The organism is Pseudomonas sp. NS1(2017) (assembly GCF_002269425.1).
In the GTDB taxonomy this organism is placed as follows: domain Bacteria; phylum Pseudomonadota; class Gammaproteobacteria; order Pseudomonadales; family Pseudomonadaceae; genus Aquipseudomonas; species Aquipseudomonas reactans.
The window spans coordinates 440,950-454,006 of the sequence record NZ_CP022960.1 but is presented as its reverse complement, the minus strand read 5'-3'; the positions used below and the strand labels follow the sequence as shown (position 1 = coordinate 454,006).

Below are 13,057 nucleotides of genomic sequence, written 5' to 3'. Positions count from 1 at the left end.
CGCGAAATACGCCTGATATCAGTGACTTAACAGATTATTTTGTTAATCGGGTTGTTGTGAGTTTTCTATTTATCTTCTGACTCTCGGGTCACTAGCCTCTGGCAAGCACAACTGAATGTGCACTAAAAAAACCAGAGGAAACCTCGATGAAGACCCCAATGAGCCGCGGGCCCGTTTCAGCGCGACACGCGCTGGTACTGGCGACCGCCAGTTTGCTTTCCCTTTCGGTACACGCCGCCAGCCTGACGCGCGACAACGGCGCTGCAGTAGGCGACAACCAGAACTCGCAGACCGCCGGCGCCAATGGCCCGGTGTTGCTGCAAGACGTGCAGTTGATCCAGAAGCTGCAGCGTTTCGATCGCGAGCGCATCCCCGAGCGCGTGGTCCACGCCCGTGGTACCGGCGCCCACGGTACTTTCACCGTCACCGACAACCTCAGCGACCTGACCAAGGCCAAGGTGTTCGCGGCAGGCGAAGCCACCCCGGTGTTCGTGCGCTTCTCCGCCGTGGTCCACGGCAACCACTCCCCGGAAACCCTGCGCGACCCACGTGGTTTCGCCACCAAGTTCTACACCGCTGAGGGCAACTGGGACCTGGTAGGCAACAACTTCCCGACGTTCTTCATCCGCGACGCGATCAAGTTCCCGGACATGGTCCACGCCTTCAAGCCGGACCCGCGTACCAACCTGGATGACGATTCCCGTCGCTTCGACTTCTTCTCCCACGTGCCCGAGTCCACCCGCACGCTGACCGAGCTGTACTCCGACTCCGGCACCCCGGCCAGCTATCGGGAAATGGACGGCAACGGTGTGCATGCCTACAAGCTGATCAACGCCAAGGGCGAAGTGCACTACGTCAAGTTCCACTGGAAGAGCCTGCAAGGCATCAAGAACCTCGACCCCAAGCAAGTCACCGAAGTGCAGGGTCGTGACTACAGCCACATGACCAATGACCTGGTCACTCACATCAACAAGGGCGATTTCCCCAAGTGGGACCTGTACGTGCAGGTGCTCAAGCCTGAGGACCTGGCCAAGTTCGATTTCGACCCGCTGGACGCCACCAAGATCTGGCCGAATGTGCCTGAGCGCAAAGTCGGGCAGATGGTGCTGAACCGCAACCCCGCCAACGTGTTCCAGGAAACCGAGCAAGTGGCCATGGCCCCGGCCAACCTGGTGCCGGGCATCGAGCCGTCCGAGGACCGTCTGCTGCAAGGCCGCGTATTCTCCTACGCCGACACCCAGATGTACCGCCTGGGCGCCAACGCCCTGCAACTGCCGATCAACGCACCACGGGTGACCGTCAACAACGGTAACCAGGACGGCGCGATGAACTTCGGCAAGACCACCACTGGCGTGAACTACCAGCCAAGTCGTCTGCTGCCACGGGACGAGCCGCAAACCGCGCGCTACAGCCAGTCAGCCCTGTCGGGCAGCACCCAGCAGGCGAAGATCCAGCGCGAGCAGAACTTCAAGCAGGCCGGTGATCTGTACCGCTCCTTCACTAAGAAAGAGCGCCAGGACTTGATCGAGAACTTTGGTGGCTCGCTGGCGACCACCGATGACGAGAGCAAGCACATCATCTTGTCGTTCCTGTACAAGGCCGACCCGGAATATGGCACCGGCGTGGCCAAGGTTGCCAAAGGTGATCTGGCGCGCGTGAAGGCGCTGGCGGACAAACTGACTGACTGATCCGTTGGTTCTGGTCGGCGCCCGATGGCGGGCGTCGACCCCTGGCAGGAGAACACCCATGCGAGTTTCTATCGGATTACTGATGGCCATGCTGGCCTTTGTCGCCCATGCCGAGTCTCCTGACCCGGCCGCACTCAAGGCCCAGTTGCAAGACTACTATTTCGACGCCGCCCGCCGAGGCGACCTCGACATGCTCAACACCTTTGTCGACTCCGGCTATAGCCTCAACACCCAGGATGACAAGGGCTACACTGCGCTGATCCTCGCCGCTTACCACGGCCAGGGCCCGTTCGTGGAACGCTTGCTCAATGCCGGAGCCGACGCCTGCGTGCAGGACAAGCGCGGCAACACGGCGCTGATGGGGGCGATCTTCAAGGGCGAGCTGAAAATCGCCCAGCGCCTGCTGGCGACCGACTGCAACCCCGACCAACGCAACGGCGCCGGGCAGACGGCGGCCATGTACGCCGGGCTGTTCAAGCGCGTCGAGTTGCTGGATGAATTGAAGGCCAAGGGTGCCGACCTCAACGCCGAAGACCCGATCGGCAACAGCGCTTCACGATTGGCCAGCGGTGAAATCCGGACCCCGGCGTCGCGCTGAGCTATCATCGCGGTTTTTCGGTTGGAGGTTCTCAAATGGCAAAGGCCAAGCGCATGTACGGCTGCACGGAGTGCGGCGCGACCTTTCCCAAGTGGGCCGGCCAGTGCACCGAGTGCGGTGCATGGAACACCCTGACTGAAACCATGATCGAGAGCGGCGGCGCCGCAGCCCCCACCGGTCGTGCCGGCTGGACCGGGCAACAGGCGCAGATCAAGACGTTGGCCGAAGTCAGCGTCGAAGAAATCCCGCGTTTCTCCACGGCCTCCGGTGAGTTGGACCGGGTGCTGGGCGGCGGCCTGGTGGACGGCTCGGTGGTGCTGATCGGCGGCGATCCGGGCATCGGCAAATCGACGATCCTGCTGCAAACCCTCTGCAGCATCGCCAGCCGCATGCCGGCGCTGTATGTCACCGGCGAAGAATCCCAGCAACAAGTGGCCATGCGCGCCCGTCGCCTGGGGCTGCCTCAGGATCAACTGCGGGTGATGACCGAGACCTGCATCGAAAGCATCATTGCCACGGCGCGTATCGAAAAGCCCAAGGTCATGGTGATCGACTCGATCCAGACGATTTTCACCGAGCAATTGCAGTCGGCGCCGGGTGGTGTCTCCCAGGTGCGTGAAAGTGCGGCGCTGCTGGTGCGCTATGCCAAACAGAGCGGTACGGCGATCTTCCTGGTCGGTCATGTGACCAAAGAGGGGGCACTGGCCGGGCCACGGGTGTTGGAACACATGGTCGACACCGTGCTGTATTTCGAAGGCGAATCCGACGGCCGTCTGCGCTTGCTGCGGGCGGTGAAGAACCGTTTCGGCGCGGTCAATGAGTTGGGCGTGTTCGCCATGACGGACCGGGGGCTTAAAGAAGTCTCCAACCCTTCCGCGATTTTTCTCACGCGTGCCCAGGAAGAAGTCCCAGGCAGCGTGGTGATGGCAACGTGGGAAGGCACCCGGCCGATGCTGGTGGAAGTGCAGGCGCTGGTGGATGACAGCCATCTGGCCAACCCGCGCCGCGTGACGTTGGGCCTGGATCAGAACCGCCTGGCGATGCTGCTCGCCGTATTGCACCGTCACGGCGGCATCCCGACCCACGACCAGGACGTGTTCCTCAACGTGGTCGGCGGGGTCAAGGTGCTGGAGACCGCGTCCGACCTGGCGTTGATGGCGGCGGTGATGTCCAGCCTGCGTAACCGGCCGTTGCCCCATGACTTGCTGGTGTTTGGTGAGGTGGGCCTGTCGGGCGAGGTGCGCCCGGTGCCCAGCGGCCAGGAACGCTTGAAGGAGGCTGCCAAGCACGGCTTCAAACGGGCAATCGTGCCTAAAGGCAATGCGCCGAAGGAATCGCCGCCTGGGATAAAAATCATTGGCGTGACGCGCCTGGAACAAGCATTGGATGCACTATTCGAGTAGGGCACCCAGCTCGCGCTCCAACTCTTGCTGATCACCCAGGTTCAACTCGATCAGTCGTCGCAAATGGCTGATCGAGTCCAGGTCGATGTGCTGGCACACAAACCCAAGCTGCCCGTGATCGTCATGGGCCAGCTTCACCTGCATCTTTATATGCGCCCGTGGGTCCAGCCGGATGTCCACGTCAAATAGCCGCTTGCCATTACCCCGCCAGTCGTCAGGGCGCTCCACCAGCAAGCCGCGCAGCGATAAATCCAGCAGTTGCACCGGCCAATTCCAGCTGTCCTGGGCAATGGTCGTCTTGGCATCAAAGGCGATGCGACGGAAACGGCGGCGTTCAGACGGTTGCTCGGTCATGGTGAAACCCTCTGGAGATAGAAGGATTGTAGCCCCGAGCCATCATCGGGCATTTATTTCTGCTTTTTTTGCCGCCGCAAGGCTCTAGACCAACGTAGGGGGGTGGCCTTTGAGGCCAACAGCGCTAAACTCGGGATGGCTGTCCTTTCTGTCCACCCTGGCTGGAATATAAAAATGAAAAATAATAATAGCCTGCTACGCCACCTACCCTGGCTGGTGCTGGCAATCGTAGGAGCGTGCGCCCTGGGCGTAGTGGCCTTGCGCCGCGGCGAGGCGATCAACGCCTTGTGGATTGTGGTCGCTGCTGTTGCCATCTACTTGGTTGCGTACCGTTACTACAGTCTGTTCATCGCTAACAACGTGATGCAACTCGATCCACGGCGGGCCACCCCCGCAGTGCTCAATAATGACGGTCTGGACTATGTGCCGACCAACAAACACATCCTGTTCGGTCACCACTTTGCGGCGATTGCCGGTGCAGGTCCGCTGGTCGGCCCGGTGCTGGCGGCGCAAATGGGCTACCTGCCCGGCACGCTCTGGCTGATTGCCGGCGTGGTGCTGGCCGGTGCGGTGCAGGACTTCATGGTCCTGTTCCTGTCCACCCGTCGCAACGGCCGTTCCCTGGGGGACATGGTTCGCGAAGAGATGGGCCGCATTCCGGGGACCATCGCGCTGTTCGGCTGCTTCCTGATCATGATCATCATCCTCGCGGTGCTGGCGCTGATCGTGGTCAAGGCCCTGGCCGAGAGCCCATGGGGCATCTTCACGGTGATGGCGACCATCCCGATTGCGATGTTCATGGGCATTTACATGCGCTACATCCGCCCGGGTCGCATTGGCGAAATCTCGATCATCGGCGTGCTGTTGCTGCTCGGTTCGATCTGGCTGGGCGGGCAGATTGCCGCTGACCCGGTCTGGGCCAAGGCCTTTACCTTCACCGGCATTCAAATTACCTGGATGCTGATCGGCTACGGTTTTGTCGCCGCAGTGCTGCCGGTGTGGCTGATCCTGGCGCCGCGTGATTACCTCTCCACTTTCCTCAAAATCGGCACCATCATCGCCCTGGCGATCGGCATCCTGGTCACCATGCCAGAGCTGAAAATGCCGGCCCTGACCCAGTTCATCGACGGCACCGGCCCGGTGTGGAAGGGCGGTCTGTTCCCGTTCCTGTTCATCACCATTGCCTGTGGTGCGGTCTCGGGTTTCCACGCGCTGATCTCCTCGGGCACTACGCCGAAGCTGTTGGATAACGAAACCAACGCCCGCTACATCGGTTACGGTGGCATGTTGATGGAGTCGTTCGTGGCCATCATGGCGATGGTTGCCGCTTCGGTGATCGAGCCTGGCGTGTACTTCGCCATGAACAGCCCGGCCGCCGTGGTAGGCAGTGATGTAGTGACTGTGGCGCAAACCGTCAGCAGCTGGGGCTTTGCCATCACCCCGGAAGCACTGACGGCCGTCGCCCATGACATCGGTGAAACCACCATCCTGGCACGTGCCGGCGGTGCACCGACCCTGGCGGTCGGTATCGCGCAGATCCTGCACAGTGTGCTGCCGGGTGAAAACACCATGGCGTTCTGGTACCACTTTGCGATCCTGTTCGAAGCGTTGTTCATCCTCACGGCGGTGGATGCGGGCACCCGTGCCGGTCGCTTCATGCTGCAAGACCTGCTGGGTTCCTTCGTGCCGGCGCTGAAACGCACCGAGTCCTGGACCGCCAACCTGATCGCGACCGCGGGTTGCGTGGCGATGTGGGGTTACCTGCTGTACCAAGGCGTGATCGACCCACTGGGCGGCATCAACACCTTGTGGCCGCTGTTCGGTATCTCCAACCAGATGCTGGCAGGTATCGCGCTGATGCTGGCCACCGTTGTGCTGATCAAAATGAAACGCCAGCGCTACATCTGGGTGACCATGCTGCCGGCTGTCTGGCTGCTGATCTGCACCACCACTGCGGGCTTCATCAAGCTGTTCGACGCCAACCCGGCGATCGGCTTCCTGTCGCTGGCGAAGAAATACAGCGATGCATTGGCCAACGGCCAGATCCTCGCCCCGGCGAAGAGCATCGACCAGATGCAGCACGTGATCTGGAACGCCTACACCAACGCAACGCTGACGGCGCTGTTCCTGTTCGTGGTGTTCAGCATCCTGTTCTATGCGCTCAAGGTCGGCGTCGCCGCCTGGGGCAACAAAGAACGTACGGATAAAGAAGCCCCGTTCCAGGCTGTTCCGGACGCGTGATCGAGGATTGCAACCATGTTCAATGACATCAATCGCCTCGGTAAATACCTCGGTCAGGCCGCGCGCCTGATGGTCGGCATGCCCGACTACGATACGTACGTCGAGCATATGCAAACCAAACACCCGGACAAGCCGGTGATGGACTACAAGGCGTTCTTCCGGGAACGCCAGGAAGCCCGTTACGGCGGCAAGGGTGGGCCCAAGTGCTGTTGAGTTAACGCAACGCCCTGTAGGAGCGAGCTTGCTCGCGAAAAACCCAAGGACAGCACGTGCATCCAGACAGCACGCGTTATCGTTGACGTTCTTCGCGAGCAAGCTCGCTCCTACAGTTGTTTTTGCGCCCCATTTTTCAGGAGAATCTCTTTGTCCTCTCCCATCCCAGTCACCGTCCTCAGCGGCTTCCTCGGCGCCGGCAAGACCACTTTGCTGCGCCACCTGCTCAAGGCCGAGCACGGCCTTAAGATCGCCGTGATCGAAAACGAATTCAGTGACGCCGGTATCGACACCCAGCTGCTGGGCGCAGAGCCAGTGCAAGTCATGACCCTGTCCAACGGCTGCGTGTGTTGCACCATCCACACCGACCTGACCAAAGCCCTTTACCTGCTACTCGAACGCCTGGACAGCGGCGAGATCGCCTTCGACCGCCTGGTGATCGAGTGCACCGGCCTGGCCGACCCGGCCCCTGTGGCCCAGACCTTCTTTATCGACGAGGAACTGCGCGAACGCTACATCCTCGACGGCATCATCACATTGGTAGACGCGGCCCACGCCGAGCACCACCTGACCCAGACCATCGCCCAGGCCCAGATCGGTTTTGCCGACCGCCTGCTGGTGAGCAAGCGCGACCTAGTGGATGACGCCACCTTCGATGCACTCAGTGAACGCCTGACCCGCATCAACCGCCGTGCGCCGATCCGCGTGGTGGACCATGGCAACATCGACCTGGCTGAACTGCTCGATGTGCGCGGTTTCAACCTCAACTCTGGCATGAGCCTGCGCCCGGTGCGCGCTGCGCCGTCCATCGACCGTATCTCCAGCCTGGTGCTGCGCACCGACCAGCCGCTGGATATCGATCGCCTCAGCGAGTTCATGAATGAACTGCTGGAAGACCACGGCAAGCAACTGCTGCGCTACAAGGGCGTGCTGAACATTGCCGGGGAAGACCGCCGCATGGTGTTCCAGGGCGTGCTCAAGCTCTACGGCTTTGATTGGGACACCGAGTGGGAAGAGGGTGAGGCGCGGGAGAGTGTGATTGTGTTTATTGCCGATGAACTGCCGGAAGACAAGATTCGCGAAGGTTTCCAGCGCGTCTATCAGGCATAAAAAAGCCCACCTGTAGGAGCGAGCTTGCTCGCGAAGAACGTATAGGCTCCGCGTGCATTCAGGATGCACGCGTTATCGTTGACGTTTTTCGCGAGCAAGCTCGCTCCTACAGTGGGCTTCTTTTTATTACGCGCCGTACACCGGCAGCTTCTTGCAGATGGCCTTGACCTTCTCACGCACCGCGTCGATCACGGCTTCGTTGTTCAGGTCAGCCAGGATGTCGCAGATCCAGCCAGCCAGTTCCTTGCACTCTGCTTCCTTGAAACCACGCGTGGTCACAGCCGGAGTACCGAAGCGCAGGCCGGAGGTGACGAACGGCGAACGTGGGTCGTTCGGCACGGAGTTCTTGTTCACGGTGATGAAGGCTTTGCCCAAGGCAGCGTCAGCATCTTTACCGGAAATGTCCTGCTTGATCAGCGACAGCAGGAACAGGTGGTTTTCAGTACCGCCGGAGACTACGTCGAAGCCGCGCTCGATGAACACGCTGGCCATGGTCTGGGCGTTCTTGACCACTTGCTGCTGGTAAGCCTTGAACTCAGGCTGCAGGGCTTCCTTGAAGCAGATCGCTTTGGCGGCGATCACGTGCTCCAGCGGGCCGCCTTGGGCGCCTGGGAATACAGCGGAGTTCAGCTTCTTCTCGATGTCGGCGTTGGCGCGAGCCAGGATCAGGCCGCCACGTGGACCGCGCAGGGTCTTGTGGGTCGTGGTGGTCACGACGTCAGCGTAAGGCACAGGGTTCGGGTAGACGCCAGCGGCGACCAGCCCTGCAACGTGAGCCATATCAACAAAGAGATACGCGCCCACTTTGTCAGCGATTTCGCGGAAACGTGGGAAGTCCAGGATCTGCGAGTAGGCAGAGAAACCGGCCACGATCATTTTTGGCTTGTGTTCAACCGCCAGGCGCTCGACTTCGTCGTAGTCGATCAGGCCGTTGTCGGTGTTGATGCCATATTGCACTGCGTTGTACAGCTTGCCGGAGGAGGAAACGCTGGCGCCGTGGGTCAGGTGACCGCCGTGGGCCAGGCTCATGCCCAAGATGGTGTCGCCGCCTTGCAGCAGGGCCAGGTACACGGCGCTGTTGGCTTGGGAGCCGGCGTGCGGTTGGACGTTGGCGTAATCGGCGCCGAACAGTTCTTTGGCACGGTCGATGGCCAACTGCTCAACCACGTCGACGTACTCGCAACCACCGTAGTAGCGCTTGCCTGGGTAACCTTCGGCGTACTTGTTGGTCAAGACCGAACCTTGAGCCTCCATCACCGCTGGGCTGGTGTAGTTTTCCGAAGCGATCAGCTCAATGTGCTCTTCCTGGCGCACGGCTTCTTGCTCCATGGCGGCGAAGAGATCGGCGTCGTACTTGGCAATAGTCAAATCACGGCTGAACATGGCGGTCCTCAAGGATCGGGGGCAGAAAAGGAAGGCATTCTAACCCAATGGGTTTTAGATGGCATATGAAAGGACATCATGTCGCGGATAAGCGGGGCTCATCTGGGGATAGGCGGTGATGGTACGGCCGCCATCACCACAGGGTTTCAGTCGAACATGAAGAGGGCATCGTTACTGAACTGCGCCTCGAACCGATTCGCCGGCATCGGCCGCCCGAACAGGTAGCCCTGCACTTCATCGCAGCCATGCTCACGCAGGAAGTCCAACTGCTCATGGGTTTCCACGCCTTCGGCGATTACCGCCAGGTTCAGGCTGTGGGCCATGGCGATAATGGCGCGGGCGATCTGCGCGTCTTGCTCGCCTGACGGCAGGCCGTCAACGAAGGTTCGGTCGATCTTCAACACGTCGATCGGGAATTGCTTGAGGTAGTTGAGCGACGAATAGCCCGTGCCGAAGTCGTCGACCGCAATGCTCAGGCCGAGGTTTTTCAGGCTGTCGAGGATCTGCATGGCCTCGTTGACTTCCCGCATCAGGATACTTTCGGTCAGCTCCAGCTCCAGGCACGCCGGCGGCAGGCCGGTGTCCTTGAGGATGGTGGCGATACGGGTGCCCAACTGGCCGTCGGAGAATTGTCGCGCCGAGATGTTCACCGAGACTTTCGGCACGCGCACCTTGTTCTGGTGCCAGGTCTTGAGCTGTCGGCAGGCTTCGCTGATCACCCAATCGCCGACGTCTACCACCAGGCCCAACTCTTCCAACACCGGGATGAAGTCCCCCGGCGGCACCAGGCCACGACGCGGGTGGCGCCAGCGTAGCAGGGCTTCGGCACCGGTCAGGCGTTTGCCGTCGCCGCTGAACTGCGGCTGGTAATAAAGCACAAATTCGTTCTGGTCCAGGGCGTGGCGCAGGTCGCTTTCCAGCTCCAGGCGTTCCAGGGCGCTGGCGTTCATGTCGGCCTGGTAGAACTGGAAGTTGTTCTTGCCGCGTTCCTTGGCGTGATACATCGCGGTGTCGGCGTTTTTCATCAACTGGCTCAGCTCGTTGCCGTCCTGGGGGCTCAGGGCGATGCCGATACTGGCGGTGACAAAAAACTCGCGGCCTTCCAGCACGAACGGCTTCACCAGGCTGGCAAGGATCTGCTCGGCCACATGAATCGCCCGGTTCAGCGCCATTTCACGGCTGATCCGCGGTTGCAGCAGCAGCGTGAACTCGTCGCCGCCCATGCGCGCCACGGTGTCGTCTTCGGCTACGCAACCCAGCAGGCGCGTGGCCATTTCCTTGAGCATGCGGTCGCCGGCGGCGTGGCCCAGGGAGTCGTTGATCGGTTTGAAGCGGTCGAGGTCGAGGAACATCAGCACCACCCACGACTTCTGCCGTTCGGCCGACTGCAACGCGGTGTGCAGGCGGTCCTGGAACAGCGTGCGGTTGGGCAGGTGGGTTAGGGCGTCGTAGTAAGCCAGGCGGTGGATGCGCTGCTCGCTGGCCTTGCGCTCGCTGATGTCACTGAAGAAGCACACATAACTGGCCAGGTCGCCTTCATCGTCGAACACGGCGGTAATGCCGACCCACGCCGGGTAATGCTCGCCGTTGCGCCGCTTGAGCCACACTTCGCCTTCCCACGTGCTGTGCTGGTGCAACTGCTTGAGCACGTAGCGCAGGTGGGCTTCCTGCTGTTCGTCGACGGTGAGCATATTCGGCAACTGGTCGAGCACATCGCTGACGGCATAGCCACTGACCCGGCTGAACGCCTCGTTGGCCTGTACGATATAACCGGCGGGGTCAGTGATCAGGATCGCCGAGGTCGAGTGTTCGAAAACCGTGGCCGCCATGCGCAGGTCTTTCTCGGCACGACGTTGCTGGCTGATGTCGCGGCCCACGCCGAGGATGCCCTCGAAGGCGCCGTGTTCGTCCCACACCAGCACCAGGCGCAGCTCGATCGGCACTTTGCGACCATCTGCGCGCAGGCAGTCGAACAGGAACAACTGGGTCTGGATCTCATCCCGCAGGCGGTTCAGCGCTTCAGGATCGCCCAGCGCACGGCTGACCTGTTCCATCAGGCTGTAAATGCCGGTCAGTTGCTGCGGGTTGGCGATGATCGACTGCCAGCCATTTTTGAACACCCAGTCCACGTCATAACCGAGCACGGCGTTGACCGAGGGGCTGATGTAGTTGAGGGCCAACTGGCTGTCGGTGGAGCAGATCACGTCGCTGATGCTTTCGGCCAGCATGCGGTAGCGCTGTTCACTGTCACGCAGGGATTCGCTGGCCTCGATCTGGTCGGTGATGTCCTTGGCCACGCCGATGATGCGGGTGATTTGCGCCGTCTTATCGCGGGCCAGGGCCTGCTCGCGGATATCAAAGCGGCGCCATTGGTTGTTGCGGTGGCGAAAGCGCAGTTGGCATTGCAATTGGGTGGTGTAGCCGACCTGGCGCTGCTGCTGGCGCAAATCGTGATAATGCTCGGCGTCTTCGGGGTGCAGCAGGATTTCCCAGAAGTACTCGCCCATTTGCTGCAGTTCGGCCTTGTTGTAGCCGAGGGTGTGGCCCAGATGATGGTTGCTGAAAATCATGCGCTGGCTGATCACGTCCTGCACATACAGGTGGTCAGGCACGGTGCGTACTACGTCCGACCAGAAGCTCTCGCGCTCCACCAGCGACAACTCAATCAACTTGCGGCTGGTGATATCGCTGATGCTGAGGATCACTGCCTTGAAGTCGTCCTGCTGCTCCGGCAAGCGCATCACCAGCCACAGGTATTGCTCGTTGCCAGCCACGTCCTTGAGCTGGATTTCCAGTTCCAACTGGTTCTGTTGGGTCAGTACCGCCTCAAGTATCTGGTAGCCGATGGAGGTGGCATTGCGCGGGCAGTCATCGATCAGGCGTTCCCAGGCTTCTTCGCAGGACCCCACGTTCAGCAGGCGCACCGCCACCTGGTTGACCTCGGTGATGCGCAGTTCCTTGAGCAGTTGCTGGCGTTCGTCGGGGTTGTCCTGCAGCCAGGCGTGCAGTTGCTCGCGGGTCTCCAATCGGGTCTTGTCAAAGAATGCATTCAGGCCCGACAGGTCGAGCACGCACAGGGCCACGCCGGTGCCTTCGAAAATGTCCTGGTAGCGCCGGCGGCCTTCATGCACCTGGCGCTGGCGGCGGCGCATGTTCAGCAGCACGATCACCGGGATCAGCGAGAACGCCAGGCCCAGCAGGCATTTGCCAATGAATGCCGGCAGCAGTTGTTCCAACACGGCGGAGCGGTCGAACAGCCCACGCAGTTGCCAATCGCTTTTGCTCAAGGGCGTGACCAATACACTTTTATTCAGCTCGTCCGGGGTCAGTGCGGACGCCCACTGCGCCGGCATGCCGCTGTCTCGGCTGACAACCCGGTGGTTGATGCGATTCTCTATCACCCATAGCGGGCGCTGACCCTGGCCGTCCTGGCGGGTGAGGTTGCTCAGGTAGTTGGGCGCCAGGCGCAGCGCCCAGTACATCCGCGAGCCGCCGCTGGGCTGGTGCAGCAACAGATAGATGATCGTGCCGTCGTTGCTGTTGCTCAGGTAATAGGACTGCGCGTGGCTGCGTTGCACCAGTTCTGCCAGCCAGGCGGCGTCCTGGCTGTCGGTGGCGCTGTCACTGATCATTGCGCCGCTGGGGGCGAGCAGGGCGACGCTGCGCAGCTCGGGCAGCGAGCGTTGCAAGGTGCGCATCAAGGCCTGCTGCTGTTCGCTGTCACGCGGCGGCTCGACCATCGGCAGCAGGTTCAGAGCGATTTTCGCGCTGAGGGCCATGTTCAGGCTGATTTGTTCAGCCAGGTCGGCGCTGTAGTCGATGGTGTATTGCTGCTGGTTCTTCTGGTTTTGCTGCAACTGGTCGAGCAACTGCCAGAACAATAACGCGAGCAACATGAGGACGAGCGTCGCCAATGCGCCTTTGAGGGTGCCGTGCAGGGGCGCTCCCGGCGCTATATGAGCGGCGCGCAGGGGAGTTGGCGGCGTGACTTTGGACAAGCTGTGATCCTGCGGTTTGGCTGGACTGGCGCGCGACGTGCACTATAAGCCGGACGCCCGGAGGGCGGC

Annotated in this window: 9 protein-coding genes; 6 read left to right on the top strand and 3 right to left on the bottom strand. The window is 61.2% G+C overall.

What is annotated here, in order from left to right:
- Positions 1-146: 146 nt before the first annotated feature.
- The 3 genes from katB to radA are packed head-to-tail and all read left to right on the top strand — an operon-like array spanning position 147 to position 3,689.
- Complete coding sequence (gene katB, locus CI807_RS02120; protein ID WP_095013598.1) at positions 147-1,688, top strand: catalase KatB; 1,542 nt, start codon at positions 147-149, stop codon at positions 1,686-1,688.
- A gap of 58 nt (positions 1,689-1,746) precedes the next feature.
- On the top strand, positions 1,747-2,286 hold the full coding sequence (locus CI807_RS02115; RefSeq protein WP_095013597.1) for an ankyrin repeat domain-containing protein: 540 nt from the start codon (positions 1,747-1,749) through the stop codon (positions 2,284-2,286).
- Between the two features lie 35 nt (positions 2,287-2,321).
- Positions 2,322-3,689 (top strand): DNA repair protein RadA, encoded by a 1,368-nt coding sequence (radA, locus tag CI807_RS02110; RefSeq protein ID WP_016976768.1) that lies wholly within the window; start codon positions 2,322-2,324, stop codon positions 3,687-3,689.
- On the opposite strand, the gene CI807_RS02105 is transcribed toward radA, so the two are convergent.
- On the bottom strand, positions 3,678-4,043 hold the full coding sequence (locus tag CI807_RS02105; RefSeq protein ID WP_033901560.1) for a PilZ domain-containing protein: 366 nt from the start codon (positions 4,041-4,043) through the stop codon (positions 3,678-3,680). The genes radA and CI807_RS02105 overlap by 12 nt on opposite strands.
- Positions 4,044-4,217: 174 nt before the next feature.
- Between CI807_RS02105 and CI807_RS02100 the strand changes: the two genes are divergently transcribed.
- The 3 genes from CI807_RS02100 to yjiA all read left to right on the top strand — a co-directional run bounded on the left by CI807_RS02100 (position 4,218) and on the right by yjiA (position 7,607).
- A complete protein-coding gene (locus CI807_RS02100) occupies positions 4,218-6,284 on the top strand; it encodes a carbon starvation CstA family protein (protein WP_028618009.1) in 2,067 nt (688 codons plus the stop codon).
- Positions 6,285-6,299: 15 nt separating this feature from the next.
- Positions 6,300-6,497, top strand: a complete 198-nt coding sequence (locus CI807_RS02095; RefSeq protein WP_016976771.1) for a YbdD/YjiX family protein — start codon at positions 6,300-6,302, stop codon at positions 6,495-6,497.
- Between the two features lie 150 nt (positions 6,498-6,647).
- A complete protein-coding gene (gene yjiA, locus CI807_RS02090; protein WP_095013596.1) occupies positions 6,648-7,607 on the top strand; it encodes a GTPase in 960 nt (319 codons plus the stop codon).
- A gap of 126 nt (positions 7,608-7,733) precedes the next feature.
- Here the strand turns inward: yjiA and glyA are convergent, their stop codons facing one another.
- Together glyA and CI807_RS02080 are read right to left on the bottom strand one after the other, a co-directional pair.
- Positions 7,734-8,990, bottom strand: coding sequence for a serine hydroxymethyltransferase (gene glyA, locus CI807_RS02085; RefSeq protein WP_095013595.1), 1,257 nt, complete (start codon positions 8,988-8,990; stop codon positions 7,734-7,736).
- A gap of 146 nt (positions 8,991-9,136) precedes the next feature.
- Complete coding sequence (locus CI807_RS02080; RefSeq protein WP_095013594.1) at positions 9,137-12,988, bottom strand: bifunctional diguanylate cyclase/phosphodiesterase; 3,852 nt, start codon at positions 12,986-12,988, stop codon at positions 9,137-9,139.
- Positions 12,989-13,057 lie beyond the last annotated feature (69 nt).